The following is a 21,371-nucleotide window of genomic DNA, read 5'->3' on the forward strand; positions in this document are numbered from 1 at the left end:
GGTCACCCCGAGGCAGCGGCGCCGAGGTCGCCGGTCGAGCCGGTCGGCACCGGCCGCGGCTTCACCGACGGCGTCGGCCGCGGGGTCGCGTCGTCGGCCACCGGCCCGCGGGCGAAGCCCGGCAGGTGCGTCACCCGCCGCCGAGCCGCGCGTCGGGTTAGCGCCCGCGCCGCCAGCACCAGCACCAGCACCGCCAAGCCCGGAAGCGCCGCCGCGGCCGCCGCGCCAGCCGGCTGCGGCGCCAGGGCCGCCGCCACGGCCACCGCCCCGGCCACGACCGTCACCACCGGACCCGCGGCCGAGCCCGGCAGCCGAACCGCCAACAGCCCCAGGACCAGCACCACCGCCGAGCACGCCGTGATCAGCGCGACGAGAGGCACCGCCGCGGCGCGCACCGGGCCGTCCGCCCGCACCGCCGCCGCGTGCAGCGCCACTCCATTCCACTTCGGCTCGATCCCCTTCAACAGCCAGTCGTCCAGCTCGTCCGCGGCCGGGGCGTACGGCGCGAAGGTGAACCCGCGTAGCGCCCAGCGCTGTTCCGGGTGGCCGCCTAGTAGCAGCGGCACGGCGTCCGGCGCGGTCACCTGCACGCGTACGACCTCGACCGCGGCGCCGGCCAGTTCCGGAACCGCGAGCGGGCGCCACCCGCCCGCCGCGAACTGGTACTGCAGGTCGAGCACCGCCGTCCGCCCGGCCTTTGCCTCCGGCAGCGGCACGCGCAGCCCGTACGGCCCCACGCCGGCGGGCGCCTCATTTCCGTCTACCGCGACCTTCACGACCGTGCCCGACACCAGCGGCGGCAGCGACACGTCGATCCCGTCCGCGGGCCACCTCGACAGCACGAACCGCGCCCGCCCCGTGGCCGTGCCGTCGGCGCCGAGCCACACTTGAACGAGCCCGCGGTCGGCCCGCGCCGTCGCGCCGCTCAGGTCGGCCGGTGCGGCCAGCGACAGCGTCAACGGCAGGTCGGAGCCGGACCCGGCGAGGGTGCGAACGGGGAGCACGTCGCGGCCCGGCGCCGGTTCCGGGGGCAACTCGCGCCAGGGGCCGGCGTCCACGCCGACGGCCCGGTCGGCGGTGCCGTTCCATACGCGAACGATACTCTCGACGCGGGTAGCGGAGGCCGGCCACAGCAGGTCCACGGGGGCGGCCGCGTCGCGGGTCGGCAGCGCGTAAGTGGCCGTCAGCGTCGCCTCCTTCGCGTCCGCGGCCACCGGTAGCGTCCACTCGCCCGGGCCGGCCGGGGTCAGCGGCGGGCTCGTCTTCAGCCCCTTCGGCACCGCCGGCCCGCGAAGCCGGACCGCCTTGCCGAAGCCCTCCGGGGCCCTCAGCCGCAGCGTCTCGGTCACCACCACCTGCGTCGCCTGCGCCGTCACCTCGGCCCGCAACTCGGCCGTCAACTCGACGCGGTCCGGCGACCAGTTCAGATCGACCCGGGCCAGTCCGCCGTCGGTGCGGCCGGTGATCGCGGGCGGCCCCTTCGCCGCCTTCGGGTCGGCGGCGAGCGGCTGGCCCCACCCGGCCGGCTGGTCGCCGTCCCACTCGCGCGCCGCGCCGCGCACGTCCAACCCGTCCGCCACCGTCGCCGTCACCGCCGCGTCGCGCTCCGTCGCTCCGGGGAAGCGCAGCAACGACACCTGCGCCGACGACGCACCCGGCGGTACGGAGAGCGTCGCGGTCAGTACCAGGTCGATGGGCTGCTTGTGCGCCGCCGCGAGGCGGACGGTCAGCGTCCGCCGCGGGCCGCCGTCCTTACCGGGTTCCACGCCGTCGACCAGGTCCGGCGGCGTCACGGCTGGCGCCCGCCAGTCGGCCGGCACGTCGATCGTCAGCGTCTCCAAGTCCCGGCGGACCGGAGTAACCTTTAACTCGGCGCGCACGCGCCACCCGCCCTCGGTGAGTGTCAGCCGGTAGGACGGCCGGACTTCGACGAGGCCGGTGGTCGGCCGCGCCTCCACCTCCGCGAGCGGCGCCGGCGGGGGTGCCGGGCCGGCGGCGCCGCTCGCGAAGCGGAAGAAGCTCACGGCCTCGTCGGTGGCCGGGCCGGGGGGCACGTCCTGCCGCACGTCGGGGCCGTGGCGCACCGACAGGCGGGTGTGGGCGGCGGCGGCCACGCGGAGGGTGCCGGTCTGCCGCGCGGCGTCGAGCAGGGCGAACGGGCCGACGGCGTACGGGCCGGCGTGCGTCGGGTCGTCGGACTTCGGCCGGGACGTGCGCACGACCGCCGTCAGCCCCCAATCGGCGGGGCTGGTGCCGGCGGGGAACTCGACCGTCCACACAGCCTTCTTCGCGTCGGTCGGACGGAGGATCGTCGGGGCGTCGGACGGGGTGGCGTCGCCGACGGCGGGTGCGACGCGCTCCGGCGTCACGACCGCGTCGGCGGGGGCGGCCACCTTCCACACGCGGGCCGGCCCGCGCGGGCGGAGCTTCGCCGCCGTCTCCACGAACCCCGCCCCGATGACGGTGACCACTTCCCAGTCGGCGGTCAACGCCGCCTCGGTGGGCGGGGCGGCGGCCGGCGGCTCCCAGGTCACGTCGAGCGATTCCACCGGCCCGACCGGGTAGCCGTCGCGGCCCGGCTGCGCGGCCAACTGCTTCACGTCGACCCCGCGGCGGGTGTCGGCCGTCTTCGCGTCCGGCAGGCGCGTCGCCAGTGACACCCGGCCGACACCGGGCGGCGCGTCCAGTGCCAGCGTGGTGATCGCGGCCCGCGGCAGGCCCAGCTCGAACCCGACCTCCGCCTTGTTGGCCCGGCCCGCAACCGGGCATTCGAGTTCCAGCGTGACCGTGTGGTCGCCCGCCGCTTCGACCAGGGCGACGAGCCCGTCCTCGGCCGTCTCCAGTACCGGCGCCGGCCCGTCGTCGAGCTTCGCGGACACGAGGAAGCCCTTCTTCCCGCCAAGAGCGACCGCCGAGTTCGGGGCCGTGGTGCGGAACGTGACCTTCAACGACAGCGCGGCGACGAGCGTGTCGCCGCGCTTCTCGACCTTGCCGCGGACGGCGCATCCACTGGGCGGACCGGGCTTGCGGGCGGCGAGTTGCTTCTTCAGCTGGTCGATCTGCGCCTGCAGCTTCGCATAGTCGTCCGGCGACAGGACGACACCCCCGCCGGCGGCGGGCGGAAGGGTGAATGTGCCGTCGGGGAGTTTGGGGCCGAGCTTCGGCGGATCGGGTTGCCGCCCGGCGGTGGTCGAGGCCAACGCCAGAGCGACGGCGAGGGCCGCGAGCCGGGCGGTTGGCGGGGCGGCCGGCATCGCGGGCCTCGACCGGGTGACGGGATTGTTCCGTACCTCTCAGTATACCCAAACCCCGCAGCCGCACCGACCCGCAGGGGCGGAATGTCTTCTCGCGCCGGCCGCACGACCCGTGTAGGCGGTGCGACCCCCCGGCGAGCGACTAGGCGTCTGCCCAGCGGGCGCTCCGACCCCCGACTGGTCGGCTCCGAGGCCGGTTCGCCGATTTCGCCGACGCGCCGCCCCGGCGGCGGGGATTACCTCCTCGACGAGCGCTCCCCACCCACCCCGGGGCCGCATGACCGCCAAGCTGTCCGCCCTGGTTCACCGGATCGCCGGCGCGGACCCGGGCGACGCCGCCGACGCCGACCTCCTCGCCCGGTTCGTCGCCGGCCGCGACGCCGCCGCGTTCGCCGAACTCGTCCGGCGGCACGGGCCGGCCGTGCTCGGCGTCTGTCGGCGCGTCACCGGCGATCACCACCTCGCGGAAGACGCCTTCCAGGCGGTGTTCGTTGTGCTCGCCGCGAAGGCGGATTGCGTTCGGCCGGCGGCGGCGCTCGGCGGCTGGCTGTACGGGGTCGCCCACCGCACTGCGCTGAGGGCCCGGACCATGCGCGACCGCCACCGCCGGCGGGAACGGGCCGCCGCCCGGCCGGAAGCCGTTCCCGCGGACCCGCCCGACGACCTGGCCGCGGTGCTCGACGCCGAGATCGCCCGCCTGCCCGACGCCCAGCGGGCGGCGGTCGTGCTGTGCGAACTCGGCGGCCGGTCGCGGGCCGAGGCGGCGGCCGAACTCGGGGTGAAGGAGGGGACGCTTTCCAGCCGGCTGGCGGCCGCCCGCAAGGCGCTCGCCGCCCGGTTGCGTTCGCGGGGGCTTTCGCTCCCGGCGGCGCTCGCTCCGGCGGTTCTGGCGGCGGTGCCGCCGGACTTGTCGGCGCGGGCGGCCGCCGCGGCGACGACCCCGCACCTCTTACCGGCCGCCGTCTCGGCCCTGTCTCAGGGAGTGCTGCGCGTCATGTTCCTTCAGAAACTCAAGTACGTCCCGCTGGCGCTGGCTGCGTCCGCGGCGCTGGCCGCCGGCCTGCTCGCCTCGCCCACGCCGCAGCCACCACCCGCGGCGCCACCGGCCCGCGTCGCGGCCGACCCACCGAAAGCCGCGCCCAAGGGGGTGACGGGGCCGAACCGCATCCTGCTGTGGCAGAACGGGCAGGTCGTCTCGATGGACCCGACCGGCGCTAACCCAAAGCCCGCGCTGCCGACCAGCCTGGGCACGCACCCGAGCATGTTCGTGGTGTCGCCGGACGGGAAGCGCGTCGCGGCGGTGATGGCCCCCGACGGGGTCAAGAAGGCCGGCGCGGCGGGGGTGGGGAAGCTGCACCTTGTCGACCTCGGCACGGCCGACGCCAAGCCCGAGGAGGTCGGGGACGCCGCGATAGCCGCGTGGTCGGCGGACGGGACGCAGTTGGTCGTGTGCTCGTTTACCGACGGGCCGAGCCCGAAGGACGTGAAATCGACCACGACGGTGTACACCGTGGCGACCAAGACCCACATCCCGGTGAAGCTGCCGGACAACCACATCCTCACCGACTGGTCCCGCGACGGCCGGCACTTCCTGACGGCGGAGCTCGGCACGGAGAAGGACGCCACGTTGGCCGGGCTGTGGGTGACGAACCGAGACGGGTCGCCGCACAAGAAGCTGGCCGGGCCGGACGCCGCAGTGTTCATGGGGCGGTTCTCGCCGGACGCGCGGCGGGTACTCGGGGGAGTGCTGAAGGCGTTACCCGATGAGACGCCGAAGGAGCAGGCCGAGCGGCAGAAGCTCGGGGCGGCCCGACCCCGCCCGCAACCCGTATTGACTGTGTTCGACGTGGCCGCAGCAAAGGGGATGCCGGTGCGGGACGTGCCGCTGAACGCCGAACTGTTGGGCTTCTGCTGGTCGCCCGACGGCCGGCGGATCGCGTACACGTGGCGCGAGACGCACCCGGCCGACACCGACCCGGACACCGAGACACAAAGCCACCTGACGGTGTGCGACCCCGACGGCGGCAACCAGCGGACCATCCTGACGGACAAGGGGCGGAGCACGCGCGAGATCGTACTCGGCGGCGTGGACTGGCGGTAGCGGCGTCAGTCGCCGAGCACCTGTCGGTACGCCGCCTCGCTGTACCCAACCACGAGCGTGGTGCCGACGCGGGCCGTCGGCGCCCGCAGGTTGCCGGTCGGCCCCATCAGCCGGGCCAGCAGTTCCGCGTCGGTCGGCCGCTCCGTCTTCAGGTCAAACGTCTCCAGCTTCTTCCCCTTCGCCGCGACGAGCGTGCGAACGCCGTCAAGGAGGGCGAGCGCCTCGTCCGGGCCGAGGCGAACTTTCGAGGCGTCGACGGTTTCGCCCACCGCGACGCCGGCCGGCCCGAGGAACCCCCGGGCATTCTGGCACGTCACTCAGGACCGGCGGAAGTACAGCCAGTCGATGTCACGCGGCACGGCAGCCCCCCAGGAAGAAAACCCAATCTCGTGCGAAGGCGCAAGGCCGCCAGAGAGAATGATCGGCTCCGCCCTTCTGGCGGCTTTGCGCCTTCGCGCGAGATTCTTGTTCACCTACTCCGCGGCCAGCGACACGCAGACCACTTCCTTGTCGTTCCGCACGAACGCGCAGCGCTCTGCGAACGCCGGCGGCGCCCACGCGACCCGCCGGCCGAACGACGGCCCCGTCGGCGCCAGCACCTTCGCCCGGCTCACTTCCTCGTACCCGGCGGGCGACATCTTTGCCACGGCCAGCTCGCCCGTCTCCGAGAACAGGTAGAAGCGGTCGCCGTTCTTCACGACATAGACCGTGCCGCTCGTCGCCTTGCCGTAGTCCTCTTCCTTATCCTCCCCGATCACCGGCTTGAACGTGCTCCAAAGCCGCTTCCCGGTCGCCATCTCGACGGCCCGGAACTGCCCCGGCTGGTCGGCCCCGTAGATCACGCCGTTCTCGGCGAACGGCGTCATATTCACGGGGTAAAGCCCCTCCTTCACCCGCGGGCCGCCCTTACCGCGCCACACCTCTTTCACCGCGGGCTTCGTGGCGTCGAGCCGGAGCGTGACGGCGACGTTGCCGATGCCGCCGACGTAGACCAGGTCGCCGTCCTGCCGCGGCGACATGATCGACATGCCGTACTCCGGCTGGAGCGGCACGTCCCAGTACTTGCTACCGGTGGTCGGGTTCAGGCCGTGGAGCGCCTTCGGGGTCCACACGACCAACTGGTCGGTGCCGCCGCCCTTCATGACGGCCGGCGTGTTATACCCCTGGTCGGTCGCAGAAAGTGCCTTCCACACTTCCACGCCGCTGTCCTTGTCGAACGCCACGACCGTGCTCCCCTCGCCGCCGACGAGGCAGACGACGAGGTTCTGGTACACCAGCGGGTGCCCGGCGAAGCCCCACACCGGCACCTTGGCCCCGTAGTCCTTCGGGAAGTTTTTCGCCCACAGCTTCTTCCCGGAAGCGGCGTCGAGGCAGAGGAAGTCGCCCATCGCGCCGAGCACATACACCTTGCCGCCGCTGACCGTCGGCACGCACCGCGGCCCGGCCGGGTACTGGATCGCGTACGTCACCGGCCACTCGTGCTTCCACACCTCCTGACCGGTCTTCGCGTCCAGGCACAGCACGCGCTCGGTGGTGGCCGTCTTGACGATCTCGAAGGGGTCGGAGGGGTCTTTAGCGCCCTCCTTCATGACCTTGTCGGCAACGTACACCTTACCGCCGGCGACCGCCGGCCCGGCGTACCCGCCGCCGACGGACGCCCGCCACAGCACCTTGGGACCGCCCTTCGGGAACTCCTTCAGGACGCCGGGTTCGGCCCAAACGCTGTTGTGCGTCGGCCCAAGGTACTGCGGCCAGTCGGCAGCCAGGAGCGCGGGAAGGAGCAGGAGAAGGATCGCGGCGCGGCGGGTCATGCGAGTCGGCTCCGAGCAGGTGGACCGGAGAGGATACCGGGCGCAACGCCAGCGTTTACGCGCCCCCGGAGGCGGGGATGCCCCGAGACGGGTATTGTTGCCACATTTGGTCGAGCGTCGCCTGCGCGGCCTCCAGCGGCACCGCCCGGTAGCGGTCGCCGGTCTTCGACACGATCCCTGCACGCTCCAGCTTGGCCAGCGCGTCCGCGATCTCGAAGTCCACTTCCATGTTCAGCCGCCGCTCCAGGTCGAGTTCGACGTAGTCGTCCAGCTCGGCGGCCGTCCACCCCCGGTCGGCGGCGTACCGCCACAGGTAGAAGTAGCTCAAAAGCGTCTCCCGGCACTCCTGCTCCTCGGCCTCGTCCAGCAGCCGATACATCACGCCGGCGTTGTTGTCGAGGTTCTGGTAGTAGAGGCTCTGCGTCAGTTGCAGCGAGTACGTCTGCTTCGACACCTGGAAGCTGTACCACGTCTTGTACCCGTACCCGAGCACGAGCGCGACGGGGGCGTACAGCGCCAGCAGGGCGGCTGTCGAGCCGGCGAACAGCGCCGCGGCCAGGCCGCCGAGGTTGGCCGCACTCAGCTTCCACCCGACGTACCCGACGGTGCTGGACAGCGACCCGCCGAGCTTCACCCGCTCGAACCAGGGCATCTTGACCCGCCCCCCCGGCAGGAGCATCTCGATGTCCATCTGCGGGATGTCCTTGAACAGCTTCAGGAACACGCTGTCGGTGTCGGCCTCCTTCCCGAGCCGCTTGTGCGGCCGCTGCTTGAAGATGACCGCGACGCGGTTGAACGTCGGGACGCGGACCTCCTCGAGCCGGAACCGGTTCCGCCAGTTCCGCTTGAACCGCTTGCTCATGCCCTTCCCGCGGACGAACACCTCGACCTGGTCGAAGGCGCCCCACGGGATGTCCATGTCGATGCCCCAGTCGCTGGCCCCGGCCATCACGACTTCGAGTTCCGGCCGCGACAGGTGCGTGTAGTTGGCCCGGCCCATCAGGTGCGTGAACGTGCCGAACAGCTCCTTCTGGGCCGCGGCCGACGCCCCGGGGTCGAGCTTCTTCAGCGGCTTCGGGTCGCCGTCCGGGTCGAACGAGGCGTAGCTGTCTTCGAGCTGCCGCAGCTCGGCGTGGTACAGGGCGTGGATGTGGAGGGTGACGGCGCGGGCGAAGCGGCGGAAGCGGGTCTGGTCGTCGGGGGTCAGCGGCTGCCCGCCGGCCGGGCCGGCGTCGGAGGCGAGGTAGTCGATCAGGTCCGTAACGCGGACGGGGATGTAGTGCTCGCGGTCGGCGTACTCGGCCACGGGATCACCTGGGGCGGATCAGCGGATGAACACGAGCGCGGCCGCGGCGGCGAGGATGACGGCGGCGGCGACCGCGACGACGAAGTTGAGCCCGCGGGGAACGTCGGACCGGCCGGGGTGGAGGCCGCCTTCGCGGTCGCGGGTGTCCTGGTAGTCGGCGAAGTCGTCTTCGACATCGGCCACGGCGGGCTCCTGCGGGCGGGCGCTCTGCCCCGCTATTCGCCACCCGCGGCCGGAGCTTGCAGCGGGATCGGCGGGAAGCGGAACAGGTCGGCGACCGCGACGGCGAAGCCGGGAAGCAGGACGGGCGAGGTGATCGTGTCGCCGGGGCGCAGCAGTTCCGATGCCCCTCCGCCATGGCAGACCAGGACGGTTTCGGTGTCGGGGTTCAACACCCACACATCTTTCACCCCGGTGCGGAGCCACTCGTCTCGCTTGAGGTCCACCTCGCGGGCCAAATCCTTCGGCGAAATCACCTCCACCACGATGTCGGGCACCACCTCGCAGAACCCGTCGCGCTTGTACCGGCTAGGCGGAAGGGTTGCGTAGGACACGTATGCTGCGTCCGGCTTCCGCACGCGACCGGGGTCCGTGGGGTCGGCGGCGAAGCATCGAAAACCCGTCTCTTGCGGGAACACCGTTCCGAGCGGGTTCCGTGCGAGGAACGTCCGGATGTGGAAGTGGACCTCGCCGCCGACCCGCGACGACTCGGTGCTCATGTTCAACTCCTGAAGTCGGCCGCGGACCAATTCGTACCCCTTCCCGGCGTCTCCCATGCGCAACAGGTCGTCGGACGTCAGCGGCGGCGCGGGGGCTGGGCGGGGGGCGGCGGCGGTCGTCATTGGTCGCACCTCACGGGCGGGCACCGGGAATCGTACCAAGGGCGGCGCGGCTACTCAATCCGCCGCGTGATCGACATGCTCCGCACCACCCGCTCCAGGTCAGCCCGCAGCTCCGCCGCCGGCCCCAGCGGCAGCCGGGCGGCCACCGTCGCTCCGCCGTCGGTCTGCTTCAGCACGGCGTACTCCATCTTCGCCAGCTCGGTGCCGAACGCCACGTCCAGCGCGAACCGGTCTACCGTGATCGGCTCCGCCCGGATGCGCGCCGGCCGCGCCGCCACCGACACGCGGGCCTTCTCCTTCTCCAGGAACGCCGTCGTCTCGCGCAAGTAATCGTCCACCGCCGGCGTCTTCGCCGCCGTCTCGACCGTCACCAGGATGCCGCCGCCGAGGCGGGAGTGGTCGAGCGTCACCTGCTTCCCCTGCACCGCCCCCACCCGCCAGCTGCGCGGGTAGAGGAACCGCACCCCGAGCCGCTGGTCGTCGTACAGGAGGAGCGTGTTCTCCGCGTCCGGCTTCAGCGCCAGCCCGCGGAGCGAGGCGTCGGAGAGGTCCGGCGGGAGCGCCGCGAGCGGGGTGCGCGTCAGGATGAAGGAGCCTTCGATGGCGCCGGTCGTCTGCCCGGAGGTGCCGTCGAGCAGTTCGTGGGTGCCCTTCACCGACAGGTACGTGAGGAACTTGGCGTCCAGGTCGAAGAATGCGGTGCCTTCGAGCTTCTGGCGGTTGGGGCCGTCCTCGTTCACGCCGCGGACGGTGCCGCTGATCCGCAGCCGCGCCAGCCGCTTGCCGTCGGTGTTGGCGACGCCTTGGAACTCGACCGTCAGGCCGCCGTCGTCCACCTTCTCCATGTCAGTGAGCTCGGCGACCGCGGCCGCCGACGCGGCCCACTTCTCGCCGGTCTTCACGGCGTTCGCCGGGAGAAGGCCCGGCACCGTGGCCGGGAGGAAGACGTCCGTACGGACCACGTCGATCTCGCCCCAGGTGAGCGGGCCGTCGGGCGAGAACGGGGCGCGGCGGTCGTTGGCCCGGATCAGCACCATCCGCCGCACCGACGGGCGTACGACCGCGTCCTGGGTGACGTTGCCGACCATGCGGCGGAACTCGACGTCGCGGTACGTGCGGACGGTTTTCTGGGCGTTCGCCTCGTCGGGCTCCAGGACGCGTTCGTCGTACACGACCTTGCTCGACCCGAGTACCGGCAGCAGCTGCGGCGCCTTGTCCTTCCCCTGTGGGACGGCCAACTTGCCGGACAGCTGCACCCGCACGTCCACCTTGTAGGCGTGGTTCGGGCGAAACCCCTCCGACAGCGCGACGGCCTCCTGGGCGTCGGCACGTGTCGCCCAGCCGACACAGACGACGGCGAACAGGGTGCGAATGTGACGCATACTGGTGAAGGGGTTACAGGGGAAGGCTTTCCGCCGCCAGCGGCGGTGCAGCGCCGCTAGCGGCGACGCACCCGATTCTACCCCCTGCCCGGAACCCCTACGGCGACGTTGCCAGAAAGGCTTGCAGCAAAACTCACCACGAACCTGTAAATCCGACCACTGTCGTGATTAATTCAAGGCGCCGACAATCGGTGTCGCAAAAATGTCGGACACGACCGGAGCCACAACCCCCTGTCATTTCAGGAGATCGCGACTGGTCGGCGGCGAATCGTAGGGTCGGACCGCGGCTTCGGCAACCTCTTTGCTGCGTAAGAGATCGCACCTTCGAGTCGGCACCCCTGACAACGCGGATCGCCCAATCCCTGCCGGATCGCATTCCCGGCTGTCGATCGGACGAGCCCACGAGCGAAACGCCGAGAGAAGTCGTACACCGGGTGTCCTGTCCTGAATACGCAGGACATCCGGGCGAACCCCGATCGGGCCGGGTGTATCTAATCGGGGCAGGCACTGCAACCCCGAAAGCCCGGCGGCGTCGGAAAGGGAGGGGGCCGGAAACGGTATCCCCTGACACACCGAACACACCCGGTGCCGCGGAGCGGCCCGTGGCGGGAGGAACGGCGGTGAGCGCCTTCAAGGTTTCAGCGCTGCGAGAGCTGACGGAGCAACAAACCCGCTTCGCCCCGCCGGCACGCCGGCAGGAGCAGGTGGGTCGCGCCGAGCGGCTCGTCGCCGAGATCGACCCGGGCAAGCAGTACCCGTACCAGTGGGTCTGCTTCAAGCTCACCGAGTACCGCTCGGACGCGCACCCGGACCTGCTCATCCCCGGCCCGTTGCTGCGGCACGACCTGGCCCTGTTCGCCCGGCGCGTCGAGCGGTCGATCCCGGCGGTGCCGGCGGAGCAGGTCGTCGAGCCGATGCTCACCCTCGAACAGGTGAGCGAGCGGTTCCGGGTGTCCACGAAGACGATCGGCCGGTGGCGCCTCCGCGGGCTGACCGCCCGCCGCATGAAAGTCGCCGGCCGCAGCCAGCTGGGGTTTCCGACTGCGGCGGTGGAGCGGTTCGTCGCCGAGCACCCGAACCTCGTCAGCCGCGGGGCAAAGTTCTCGCACCTGAGCGAGGGCGAGAAGGACGAGATTCTGAAGGCGGCACGCGACATGCGAGCCGCCGGGCTGTGCCTCACCGAGGCGACCCGACGGATCGCCGCGGGACTGGGTCGCTCGACGGAGTCGGTACGGACTACCATCAAGAGCCACGACCGCGCCCACCCGGCGCACGCCCTGTACCCGGCCGCCGGCCGGCTGACCAATACGGACAAGGACGCGATCTACGAAGCGAAGCGCCAGATGGACCTGACCCGAGTGACAGCCAACCACACAGGTGATACCGTGAATACCCTTGCCACCCGCTTCGGCCGCACCCGGTCGTCCATGTACCGGGTGGTGAACGAAGTCCGGGCGCGCGAGCTCATCGCCCGCCCCGTGGACTACATCGACAGCCCCGAGTTCGCCGACGAGGGCCGCGACGCCGAGTTCCTGGCTGAGATGCCCGGGAAGGCCGAGTTCGACGCGAAGCTGCTGTCCATGCGGCCGCCGAAGGACGTGCCGCCGCAGATGGCCCACCTGTACGAGTGGCCGCTGTTGACGAAGGACCAGGAGCAGCACCTGTTCCGCAAGATGAACTACCTGAAGCACAAGCTCCGCAAGCTCGGTGAGGCCGTGGACCCGGCCCGGGCGCGCGTCAGCGAACTGCGGCAGGCCGAGCAGCTGCGCGAGGGCGTTAAGGCCGTCCGCGACGTGCTCATCAACTGCAACCAGCGGCTGGTGTACAACAACGCCAAGAAGCACCTGGCCAGCGGCCTGGAGAACATCGACGACCTGGTGAGCGACGGCAACCTGTCGCTGATGCGGGCGGTCGAGAAGTTCGACTACAGCCGCGGTAACAAGTTCAGCACGTACGCGACGTGGGCCATCATCAAGAACTTCGCCCGGAGCATTCCGGACGAGAAGACGCACAAGCAGCGTTACATGACCGGCCACGACGAGGTGTTCGAGGCGAAGGCCGACGTGCGGACGGACGAGCAGGAGGTGCTGGCCGTGGCCGACGCCGCGAAGGCCCGGGTGAGCAAGCTGCTGGACCACCTCGACCCGCGGACGCGCGAGGTGATCCGGATGCGGGTGGGGCTCGACGGCAGCCGCGAGATGACGCTGGAGCAGATCGGCCAGCACTTCGGCATCACGAAGGAGCGGGTGCGGCAGATTAACGTCCGCGGGATGAAGCAACTCCGCGAGTGGGCCGCGAAGGAGAACGGCGACGGGGTGTGAGCCGTGTCAGAAGCGCGAAGCCCAGCCGCCGCGACGGCTGGGCTTTTTCGTTTCCCTTACTTCCCAGTCACGCGGACGAGCGTGTCTTTTCTCTCCCCCTTCTCATCCGAGCTGACGAGTTCCGTCTTGGTGAGCGAGTGGACGGTCCGCGTCTGCGTCTTCTCCTTCTCACCCATCTTCAGCAACAGGGTCAGTTTGTCGCCGTCGAGTTTGTAGGTGCCCTCGGCCTTGAAGGCCTTCCCGTCGCCGGCCTCGAGCTTCACCTTGCCGTCCTTAATGAACTCGATGAGGAAGTCGCCACTCTTCCCGGCGTCCTTCGGCGTCCACTTGCCGAGGAGGAGGCTGGCGTCGATCTTCTCCGGTTGCCGCCCGTCCGCGCCGCCACCGACCACCGCGACCAGCAGTGCCACCACCACGCCGACCACGACCGCGCGCATGACCCACCCCCCGGGTTTGAGGACTCGGCCGCATCCGTCTTATTCGGGACGAGTGCCGCGGGCCAAACGAAGCCGCCCGGGGGTGACCCCGGGCGGTGACGGCGTCGGCGGCGGTCGTCAGTCCTTCTTCTCGCTCTTGGCCGCGACGCGGAGGAGCGTGTCCTTCTTCCCCTTCTCGTCGGTCGTGACCAGCGTCTTGGCGTTGAGCGTGTTGACCGTCATGACCTCGCTCTTCTCCTCGCCCATGAACGCCATCTTGATCGCCAGCTTGTCGCCGTCCAGCTTGTAGGTGCAGTCCAGCTTCAGCTCCTTGCCGTTGAAGTTGATGGCGATCGCCAGCTTGCCGTCCTTGGTGAACTCGATGATCATCTTGTCGCGCTTGGCGTCGTCGTCCGGCGTCCACTTGCCGACCAGGAGCTTGGCGTCGAGCTGCTTGGCGTCCTGCCCGACGGTCGTCCCGCCGACCGCCAGGACCAGGAACGCACCCGCCAGCCCGACCGTGACCGTCCGCATCGCCGCACCTCGGGGTGAGTAGGGGAACCAACCCGCTCGTTGTAGCAACTGCGCCTGCGAAACGAGCGACGCCCCGGGAACACCCGGGGCGTCGTGTGGGGGAGCCGGAGGCGACTCGGCTCAGTCGGTCTGGGCCGCCGGCACGGCCGGGGCGGCCGGCCGCGGGGTCGTCACCGGGGCCATGATCTCGTCCACCGTCTCGCCGGCACCCGCCGGGCGGCCGTCGGACTGGAGCAGGTTCAGCTCGATCCGCTTCTCCTGCAGCCGCTTCCGGGCCGCGGCGATCGACTCCTTGATCTGCGCCGCCCGGGTGCCGTCGGTCTGGTAGCGGCTCTCCATCTGCTGCAGGTTCAGGGCGTGGACCTGCTCCTCCAGCTCGTCGATGGCGGCGTCCAGGTCGGCCTTCAGCCGGCCGAACGCGGCCCGCTGCCGCTCCAGCTGCTCGATGATCCGGCTCTGCGACTCCAGCTTCGCCCGGGTGCGGGTCAGGCTCTGGTCGACGTCCACGTACGTCGACACGGCGTCCTTGAGGCGGGTGCGGCCGGCGGCGAGCGAGTAGCTCTGGTCGCCGATCGACACGGACACGTTCACCTCGCCGGCCTTGGCCTTCTCCTCGGCCGCGCGGACGGCCGTCTCGCGGGCCCGCATCACCTCGGCGACCTCGCCCTTCCGCTTCGTGAGGGCGGCGACGCGGTCGCGGGTCTCGACCTGCTCGGCCATGACGTGGGCCAGCTGCTTCACGACCTTGACGTGATCCCCGTCGAGGTTACGGACCTCGGCGCGGAGGCGGGCGATCTCGCGCTCCGGCGGAATTTGCTCCTCGGCGGCCTCGCGGACGGAGCGGATTTCGTTGCGGACGAACGACCCGACGCGGGTCCCCTTCAGGGCGGCGACGGCGACCCCGCCGACGACGGCCATCAGGATGAGCTTCTTAATCATCAGCGCCTCCCGGATGTGGGCCGGGGGACCACCCCGGCCGGCATATGGGGAGGATTCGCGTGTCGACGGAAGTTCTTGCGCCGATTTTTCGGGCGGAACCGCGCCGCCAGCCGTCCCCGGGCTTCCGGGCGCCCCGTATCTTGCCCGGATGGGGAAGCAAGTGCTGTTGTGGGCGGCGTTTCTGGTCGCGTGGGTAGGTCACGCCTGCGTACTGACGGCGCTGCTGAACAACGCCTACGGCCGGCCCTTCCCGAAAGCCTTCCTCAAGCCGCTGCGGCTGGTCACGGGCGCCGTCATCCTGGCGTTCCCGCTGCTGAACCTGGCCACGGCCGACGCCCTCGGCCCGGCATTCGACGCGGTCGTCGCGTACTACGGCGTCTGCCTCGTGTTCGGCGGCGTGGTCTTCCCCGTCATCACAGCGGTCCGCCTGCTCCGGGCGCGGCCGGGGGCACTAGTGTCGGAGACGACGCACACCCTCGACGTACGGGCCGATTTGGGGCCGGCGGTGGTCGGCGACGGGAAGTGGCGGCGGGTGGCGACGCTTCTGCTGAACGACGTGTTCCGCGTGGACTTCACCGACTGGACGCTTGCCGTCCCGGAGTTGCCGCCGGCGTGGGAGGGGCTCACGGTGTTGCTCCTGAGCGACCTCCACTTCCACGGCACGCCGAGCCGGGCGTTCTTCGAGCGGGTGCTGGCCGAGGTGCGAACCCGGTGGCCGACGCCGGACGTGGTTTGCCTTGGCGGAGACTACGTGGACACGGACACGCACCACACGTGGATCGCCCCGCTGCTTGGGGGGGTGTCCGCAACCGAAGGAAAGTTCGCCATCCTCGGCAACCACGACGACCACCACCGGCCGGAGGCGCTGCGCGCGGAGCTGGAGGCGGCGGGCTACACGGTCGTGAGCAACCGCTGGCGCGAGGTGACGGTCCGCGGCGTGCCGACGGTGCTGGTCGGCCACGAGGGGCCGTGGTTCGGCCCGCCGCCGGACCTGAGCGGGGCGCCGGCCGGGCTGTTCCGCTGGTGCCTGAGCCACACGCCGGACAACGTCTACTGGGGCGGCGCGAACGGGGTGCGGTTGATGCTGTCCGGCCACGTCCACGGCGGTCAGATTCGGCTGCCGGTGGTGGGGTCGATCTTCGTGCCAAGCGTCTACGGCCGGCGGTTCGACGCGGGCGTGTTTCAGGCGGGCCGGACGGTGCTGGCGGTCGGTCGCGGCCTTAGCGGCAAGGAGCCGCTGCGGTTCCGCTGCCGGCCGCAGGTGGTGCGAATCACCCTCACCACCGCGGAGCGAGCCGGGTGAGCCACGTTGCCGCTTGCGGCTTCGCGTCGGGCAGCGCGGAGCTGCGCGCCGCAACGTGGCCTTCCCGCGACCCCTCTGACCGCTACAGTGATCCCACGACGACCGTGACCCGTGGCAGCGGCGCCACCGGATTCCGGTATCAACCGGCGGCCGGCGCGGTGTAAACTGGTTGTGGCTCTCCCCGTCCCCCGCTCATGTCACACGGCGGAGGCTGACGTGACGACGGCTCCGGACGCACCGAACAACGACACCGCCGGCTTCGCGCTCGCGCCGGACGCGCCTCTGCCGGAGGTGTTCCGGCGCGTCTGCGAGGCCGCGGCCGACGCCGTTCGGGTCGAGCGTGTCGGTGTGTGGCTGTTCGTCAACGGCGACCGGGCGCTGCGGTGCGTCAGCCTGTTCGAGCGGTCGAAGCGGCGGCACTCGAAGGGCGCGTGCGTGCCGCTGGCGGTGCCGTCGGAGTACGTCCGGGCGGTGGCGATGACCCCGCTCCTGGCCGCCCCCGAGGCCCGCACCGACCCGCGCACCGCCGAACTCGGCGACGCCTACCTCGCCCCCAACGGCATCACGTCCGTCCTCGACGCCCCGCTGATGCGCGACGACCGGCTCGTCGGCGTGTTGTGCCACGAGCACGTCGGCCCGCCGCGGGTGTGGTCGGACCCCGAGCGCCGCGCGGCCCGCGCCGCCGCGGACGTCGTGGTCGCCCGCATGACCGCGGCCGAGTCGGCGCTGCGGTCGCCGAACCGCGTGGAAGCGCCGCCGACCCCGCGAGCGGAACGGAACGCCGGCCACGACTTCCGCAACGTGCTGAGCGAGATTCTGGCGCACGCCGAGCTCGTGGCCCGGACGCCGGGCCTGCCGCCGTCCGCGGCCGCGCGCGTCGAGAAGCTGATCGCCGCCACGCACCGCGGCTCGGCCCTGTTGCACAAGCTGCTCGGCGAACCCGCCCAGCCGGCGTCAGAGGCGCCGACCGCGACCGGCCTGTCGGACGACACCGGCGAGCACGAGCCGCTCGTGGAGGCGCAGTGATCCGCTTCAGCGGCCCCGTCTTGGTGTGCGGTCTCGCGTCCACCGGGATGGGGGTGATGCTCCTCGCCGTGGCCGGGGGCATCGACGGACTCGTCTGGCTCGCCGCGGCGGTATTGGTGCTCGGTCTCGTACTCCTGGGCATGTGGGTCCGCGAGAAGCGCAGGCCGCCCCCGCCGCCAGACACGCCCGAATCGGTGGCCGCGAGCGTACCGGGGATCTGGTACCCGTTCGCCCTGCTGGGCATTCTGGCGGCGCAGGCCGTGTGGTTCGTCATCTGGTCGAAGCGCTGACGGAGTGACCCGGTGGCCGACCCGCCGCGGAAGGGCCGACCCAAGGGCGCCGCCGGGTTCGGCTGGCGGGCGTTCTTCCACGGCAGCACCACACCCGTCTTTGTCCTCGGCCGCAACCGTCGGCTTCGGTACGCCAACCCGGCGTGGGAGCGGCTGGCCGGGGCCACACTCGCCGAGTCGCTCGGCCTCGTCTGCTCGGCCCGCCGCCACAGCTCGCCCCTCGCCGCGGCGCTGGCCCCCACCCCCGAAGCCCTCGCCGGCCGCGCCGACACCAGTCGCCGGGCCGCGCCGCCGAACCGCACCGGTCCGCCGTGGTGGGACGTGTCGTTCGTGCCGCTCGCCGCGGCCGACGGGCTGCACGGCATCGTCGCCACCGTCCGCGTCGTCGGCACGCCGGTGCGGGCAGCCGAGCGCGTCATCCCGGCGGCGGTCGCGGCGCTGCGCGAGACGCACGCCGCGACGTTCACGCCCGACCTGTTCCCGCCACGGCTTGCGGCGCAACTCCGGCTCGCTGGGCAAACGGCGGCCCCGGTGTGGCTCGTCGGCGAACCCGGCTCGGGGAAGCAAACGGCGGCGCGGGCGATCCACCACAGTGGGGCGGCGCGGGAGCGGATGTTCGTCCGCGTCGGGTGCGGCGAGTTGCAGCCGTATTTGGTCGAGAGCCTGTTCTGGGGCCACGGCGGGCTGGCCGGCACCAACCAAATCGGCACCGTGTTCCTCGCCGACCCCGCGGCCCTGTCCCGCGACGTGCAGCAGCAGCTCGTCGATCTGTTCACCGACGACCGCCCCGACACGCCTCGCCTGATCTGCGGTTCCGCCCGTAGCGCGGCCGCCGACGTGGACGCGGGGCGGCTCCTGCCCGAATTTCACGCGCAGCTGTCGGTGTTGGAGCTCACGATCCCGCCGCTGCGCGAACGGACTGCCGAGTTGCCGCGGATCACATCACGAGTGCTGGACGCGATCGGCGCTCCGCCCGACGTCGACGACGCCACTCTGGCGGTGCTGGCGGCGCAGCCGTGGCCGGGGAACGTGCGCGAACTGGCCGGCGTGATCGCGGGTGTGGGCGGGCCACTGACGCGCGAGTCGCTCCCCCGGGAGTTGCGAGTTCGTGCGGGGCTGGAGAAGCCGCCCACGGAGCCGCCGCTGACGCTGGAGCCGGCGCTGGCGGCGCTCGAAAAGCGCTACGTCGAGCGGGCGCTGGCCCGCACCCGCGGCAACGCGGCGAAGGCGGCCGAGTTGCTGGGGCTGTCGCGTGCGGCGCTGCTGCGACGGATCGTGGCCCTGGGGATAAAGCCCGGCGCCGGCCCCGACAGGGGTCGGGGCCTTCCGCACGCCGAACACTTCGACCCCTGACGGGGCCGGCTCTGGCCGGCTGCTGCACTTCTCATCGCGTTTTCCGCAGCCCCACCCCTTCCGCAATCGTCACCCGTCGGGTAAACTTTCAACATCCCTCCCGCCCCCGGGGCCGTCCCGCCATGTTCCGTCTGTCCAGTTGCGCTCTCGCGCTTGTCCTTTGCGTTACCGCGTCGTCCGCCCAGGACGCGCTCCCTGCCCCACGGCCGAAGGCCGCCCCGACACCGACCGGGCCGGCCCCGAAGGCCGACAAGATGCCGCTGTCCGGGCTCGCGCCGGCGGTCCCAATGCCGAACGCGTGCACCTACAGCTACCCGGTCGGCACCACGAACCCGCAGTGTCAGGCGTTCGTGGACCAGGCGCTCGGCATGTACTACTCCTACGTCTGGATCGAGGCCGTCCGCGGCTTCGAGACGGCGCTGAAGCACGACCCCGAGTGTGCCTACGCCTGGCTCATGCTGTCGCGGTCGCTGGAGAAGTGGGGCCGCACCGGCACCGCACCGAGCGTGCTGCCCTACGTCGCGGCTCTCGGCGGCCCGGCCCACGTCAAGCTGCCGGACCGCGTCGGCCGCAACGCTGCGGAGTATGCCCTGGAGAAGGCCAAGCAACTGGCCCCGAAGGCGACCCACCGCGAGCGGCTGCTCGTGCAGGCCCGGCTGCAAGAGAAAGGGATGTGGCCGGACACCCCCGCCGACGCCCGCAACAAGAAGGCCGCCGCGACGCTCGACGAGCTCCTGACGCTCCACGACGACGACCAGGAGGGTTGGTTCTGGCGGGCGCAGCTGGCCGAGGGGGTGAACGGCAAGGCGCCGTTCTACAAGGCGCTGCTCCGCGTCAACCCGAACAACCCCGGGGCGAACCACGAGCTGGTTCACTTCTACGAGAACATCAGGCGGCCGGCGCTCGGCTGGCCGTACGCCGAAGGCTACATCCGCTCGTCGCCCGGCATCCCGCACGCGCTGCACATGCAGGCCCACCTCGCCATGCGGATCGGCAAGTGGGGGCCGACCACCGACTGGAGCTCGCGGGCCGTCGAGTTGCAGAAGGACTACCACGCCCTCCAGAAGGTGACGCCCGGCGAGGACCACCAGTTTAACCACCACATGGAGACGCTGACGCGCAGCCTCGTCCACGACGGCCGGTTCTACGAGGCGGAGAGACTGAAGAAGGAAGCCGAGGGCTACAAGTACAGCTACCGCCCCGAGTGGTTCCGCATGGCGCTGGCCGAGGGCGACTGGGACGGGGCGACGAAGCTGGTCGAGCAGTTCCGCAAGGGAAACAAGGCCGACGGGGCGTACTACGCGGCCCTGCTCTACCTGGAAAAGGGCGAGACGGAGCGGGCCGGCGCCGAGGTGGACGCGCTGAAGCAGGCTCCGAGCGGCGGGATGCTGAAGAAGTCGGACAAGCGGGCCGAGTTGCGGCAGTGGGAGGTGCAGGGCCGCCACCTGTGCCAGAGCGGACAGGGCGAGGCGGGGCTGAAGCTGCTCAAGAAGGCCGTGGACGCGACCAAGAACGACTACGGACACCACGCCTGGGGCAACGGCTCCGTGCTGATGGAGGCGTGGGGCGTCGGGGCGCTGGAGGCCGGCGACGCGGTGCAGGCGGAGGAAGCCTTCCTGGAGGCCTTGGCCCACGACAGCGGCAGCGTCCGCGGGGCGCTCGGCATGTGGGCCGTGTGCGACCGCCTCGGCCGCGCTACGGAGGCGGAGCGCTTCCTGGCGCTGGCGCAAAGGCTTTGGAGCCGGGCCGACCCCGACGACTTCCTCCGGCTGAAGAATGTACTTGCCTCGAAAGCAACCCGCCTGAGCACGATGGCCGCGGGGCGGGAGTAACCACTCGTTCGGCCGGGGCGCAAACCCCGGTCGACATACGAACCACGACGAGGCTTGCGCCCCGGCTGAACGATCGACCACAAACCCACGACTCTCATGATCCGCACCGCGTTCGTCGCTCTCGTGTTCGCGTCCGCCGCCGTCGCCGCCGATCCGGTGCAGTCCGGGATTCCGGTCGGCAAGCGGCCGGGGCCGTATAGCTTCCTCGTCGCCACCGGGCCGCAGCGCGGCCAGCCGACGTGCTACGTCTGCGAGCAGCACGAGGGCGGCAAGCCCGCCGCCGTCGTGTTCGCCCGGTCGCTGTCCGACCCGCTCGGCAAACTGCTGACAAAGCTCGACGCCGCCGGCGCCGGGAAGGACGCCACCGGCTACAAGGTGTGGATGACGCAAGTGACGCCGACCGCCGACCTCGACGGCCTGGCCGCGTGGTCGCAGAAGCAGGGGCTCAAAGGCGTACCGGTGGGCGCGTTCGAGGGGCCGGACGGCCCGCCGGCGTACCGCCTGAACCCGGATGCCGACGTGACGGTGATGCTGTTCGTGAAGACGCAGGTGGTCGCGAACTTCGCCTTCCGCAAGGGCGAACTCACCGACAAGGTCGTCGAGCAGGTCGTGGCCGCGACGCCGCAACTCTTCAAGAAGTGACCCCGCTCGCGGCGTTGCA

Annotated in this window: 18 protein-coding genes; 8 read left to right on the forward strand and 10 right to left on the reverse strand. The window is 71.4% G+C overall.

Annotated elements, in window-relative coordinates; genetic code table 11:
• Nucleotides 1-2: 2 nt before the first annotated feature.
• The gene (locus ETAA1_RS22190; RefSeq protein WP_145242375.1) at nt 3-3,254 is read right to left on the reverse strand and encodes a hypothetical protein; all 3,252 of its coding nucleotides are present in this window, start codon (nt 3,252-3,254) and stop codon (nt 3-5) included.
• A gap of 277 nt (nt 3,255-3,531) precedes the next feature.
• On the opposite strand from ETAA1_RS22190, the gene ETAA1_RS22195 reads away from it, so the two are divergent.
• Nucleotides 3,532-5,355: an RNA polymerase sigma factor gene (locus tag ETAA1_RS22195; protein WP_145242377.1), complete on the forward strand. Its 1,824-nt coding sequence runs from the start codon at nt 3,532-3,534 to the stop codon at nt 5,353-5,355.
• Between the two features lie 5 nt (nt 5,356-5,360).
• Here the strand turns inward: ETAA1_RS22195 and ETAA1_RS22200 are convergent, their stop codons facing one another.
• The 6 genes from ETAA1_RS22200 to ETAA1_RS22220 all read right to left on the reverse strand — a co-directional run bounded on the left by ETAA1_RS22200 (nt 5,361) and on the right by ETAA1_RS22220 (nt 10,696).
• Nucleotides 5,361-5,714, reverse strand: a complete 354-nt coding sequence (locus ETAA1_RS22200; RefSeq protein ID WP_261341991.1) for an ArsC family (seleno)protein — start codon at nt 5,712-5,714, stop codon at nt 5,361-5,363.
• 114 nt (nt 5,715-5,828) lie between these two features.
• Entirely contained in the window at nt 5,829-7,166 is a 1,338-nt protein-coding gene (locus ETAA1_RS22205) for a PQQ-binding-like beta-propeller repeat protein (protein ID WP_145242381.1), read from the reverse strand.
• 55 nt (nt 7,167-7,221) lie between these two features.
• Nucleotides 7,222-8,472 (reverse strand): DUF3754 domain-containing protein, encoded by a 1,251-nt coding sequence (locus ETAA1_RS22210; protein WP_145242383.1) that lies wholly within the window; start codon nt 8,470-8,472, stop codon nt 7,222-7,224.
• Nucleotides 8,473-8,490: 18 nt separating this feature from the next.
• Complete coding sequence (locus tag ETAA1_RS32290) at nt 8,491-8,655, reverse strand: hypothetical protein (RefSeq protein ID WP_202920329.1); 165 nt, start codon at nt 8,653-8,655, stop codon at nt 8,491-8,493.
• Between the two features lie 32 nt (nt 8,656-8,687).
• The gene (locus ETAA1_RS22215; protein ID WP_145242385.1) at nt 8,688-9,314 is read right to left on the reverse strand and encodes a Uma2 family endonuclease; all 627 of its coding nucleotides are present in this window, start codon (nt 9,312-9,314) and stop codon (nt 8,688-8,690) included.
• 50 nt (nt 9,315-9,364) lie between these two features.
• Nucleotides 9,365-10,696: a hypothetical protein gene (locus tag ETAA1_RS22220; RefSeq protein ID WP_145242387.1), complete on the reverse strand. Its 1,332-nt coding sequence runs from the start codon at nt 10,694-10,696 to the stop codon at nt 9,365-9,367.
• Between the two features lie 620 nt (nt 10,697-11,316).
• Here ETAA1_RS22220 and ETAA1_RS22225 point away from each other — a divergent pair.
• Complete coding sequence (locus tag ETAA1_RS22225; RefSeq protein ID WP_145242389.1) at nt 11,317-13,017, forward strand: sigma-70 family RNA polymerase sigma factor; 1,701 nt, start codon at nt 11,317-11,319, stop codon at nt 13,015-13,017.
• A gap of 56 nt (nt 13,018-13,073) precedes the next feature.
• Here the strand turns inward: ETAA1_RS22225 and ETAA1_RS22230 are convergent, their stop codons facing one another.
• The 3 genes from ETAA1_RS22230 to ETAA1_RS22240 form a co-directional block, all read right to left on the reverse strand.
• Nucleotides 13,074-13,454: a TIGR03066 family protein gene (locus tag ETAA1_RS22230; protein WP_145242391.1), complete on the reverse strand. Its 381-nt coding sequence runs from the start codon at nt 13,452-13,454 to the stop codon at nt 13,074-13,076.
• 117 nt (nt 13,455-13,571) lie between these two features.
• The gene (locus ETAA1_RS22235; protein WP_145242393.1) at nt 13,572-13,967 is read right to left on the reverse strand and encodes a TIGR03066 family protein; all 396 of its coding nucleotides are present in this window, start codon (nt 13,965-13,967) and stop codon (nt 13,572-13,574) included.
• A gap of 120 nt (nt 13,968-14,087) precedes the next feature.
• On the reverse strand, nt 14,088-14,906 hold the full coding sequence (locus tag ETAA1_RS22240) for a hypothetical protein (protein WP_145242395.1): 819 nt from the start codon (nt 14,904-14,906) through the stop codon (nt 14,088-14,090).
• A 148-nt stretch (nt 14,907-15,054) separates the two neighbouring features.
• Between ETAA1_RS22240 and ETAA1_RS22245 the strand changes: the two genes are divergently transcribed.
• The 6 genes from ETAA1_RS22245 (at nt 15,055) to ETAA1_RS22270 (ending at nt 21,352) form a co-directional block, all read left to right on the forward strand.
• Nucleotides 15,055-16,209, forward strand: coding sequence for a metallophosphoesterase (locus ETAA1_RS22245; protein ID WP_202920330.1), 1,155 nt, complete (start codon nt 15,055-15,057; stop codon nt 16,207-16,209).
• 216 nt (nt 16,210-16,425) lie between these two features.
• Nucleotides 16,426-17,235: a GAF domain-containing protein gene (locus tag ETAA1_RS22250; RefSeq protein WP_202920331.1), complete on the forward strand. Its 810-nt coding sequence runs from the start codon at nt 16,426-16,428 to the stop codon at nt 17,233-17,235.
• Nucleotides 17,232-17,525, forward strand: coding sequence for a hypothetical protein (locus ETAA1_RS22255; protein ID WP_145242401.1), 294 nt, complete (start codon nt 17,232-17,234; stop codon nt 17,523-17,525). The genes ETAA1_RS22250 and ETAA1_RS22255 overlap by 4 nt, the downstream gene beginning before the upstream one ends.
• Before the next feature lie 12 nt (nt 17,526-17,537).
• Nucleotides 17,538-18,878 (forward strand): sigma 54-interacting transcriptional regulator, encoded by a 1,341-nt coding sequence (locus tag ETAA1_RS22260; protein ID WP_145242403.1) that lies wholly within the window; start codon nt 17,538-17,540, stop codon nt 18,876-18,878.
• Between the two features lie 287 nt (nt 18,879-19,165).
• Nucleotides 19,166-20,710: a tetratricopeptide repeat protein gene (locus tag ETAA1_RS22265; protein WP_238389273.1), complete on the forward strand. Its 1,545-nt coding sequence runs from the start codon at nt 19,166-19,168 to the stop codon at nt 20,708-20,710.
• Between the two features lie 96 nt (nt 20,711-20,806).
• Nucleotides 20,807-21,352: a hypothetical protein gene (locus tag ETAA1_RS22270; RefSeq protein WP_145242407.1), complete on the forward strand. Its 546-nt coding sequence runs from the start codon at nt 20,807-20,809 to the stop codon at nt 21,350-21,352.
• Nucleotides 21,353-21,371: the final 19 nt, after the last annotated feature.

Origin of the sequence: Urbifossiella limnaea (assembly GCF_007747215.1) — a bacterium.
GTDB classification, from domain to species: Bacteria; Planctomycetota; Planctomycetia; order Gemmatales; family Gemmataceae; genus Urbifossiella; species Urbifossiella limnaea.

Excerpts from the sequence above, each read along its gene's own strand:
- ETAA1_RS22235 (WP_145242393.1), bottom strand. The coding sequence starts at position 13,967 with ATGCGGACGGTCACGGTCGGGCTGGCGGGTGCGTTCCTGGTCCTGGCG.
- ETAA1_RS22205 (WP_145242381.1), bottom strand. The coding sequence starts at position 7,166 with ATGACCCGCCGCGCCGCGATCCTTCTCCTGCTCCTTCCCGCGCTCCTG.
- ETAA1_RS22215 (WP_145242385.1), bottom strand. The coding sequence starts at position 9,314 with ATGACGACCGCCGCCGCCCCCCGCCCAGCCCCCGCGCCGCCGCTGACG.
- ETAA1_RS22245 (WP_202920330.1), top strand. The coding sequence starts at position 15,055 with ATGGGGAAGCAAGTGCTGTTGTGGGCGGCGTTTCTGGTCGCGTGGGTA.
- ETAA1_RS22265 (WP_238389273.1), top strand. The coding sequence starts at position 19,166 with ATGCCGAACGCGTGCACCTACAGCTACCCGGTCGGCACCACGAACCCG.
- ETAA1_RS22220 (WP_145242387.1), bottom strand. The coding sequence starts at position 10,696 with ATGCGTCACATTCGCACCCTGTTCGCCGTCGTCTGTGTCGGCTGGGCG.
- ETAA1_RS22240 (WP_145242395.1), bottom strand. The coding sequence starts at position 14,906 with ATGATTAAGAAGCTCATCCTGATGGCCGTCGTCGGCGGGGTCGCCGTC.
- ETAA1_RS22190 (WP_145242375.1), bottom strand. The coding sequence starts at position 3,254 with ATGCCGGCCGCCCCGCCAACCGCCCGGCTCGCGGCCCTCGCCGTCGCT.
- ETAA1_RS22195 (WP_145242377.1), top strand. The coding sequence starts at position 3,532 with ATGACCGCCAAGCTGTCCGCCCTGGTTCACCGGATCGCCGGCGCGGAC.
- ETAA1_RS22230 (WP_145242391.1), bottom strand. The coding sequence starts at position 13,454 with ATGCGCGCGGTCGTGGTCGGCGTGGTGGTGGCACTGCTGGTCGCGGTG.
- ETAA1_RS22270 (WP_145242407.1), top strand. The coding sequence starts at position 20,807 with ATGATCCGCACCGCGTTCGTCGCTCTCGTGTTCGCGTCCGCCGCCGTC.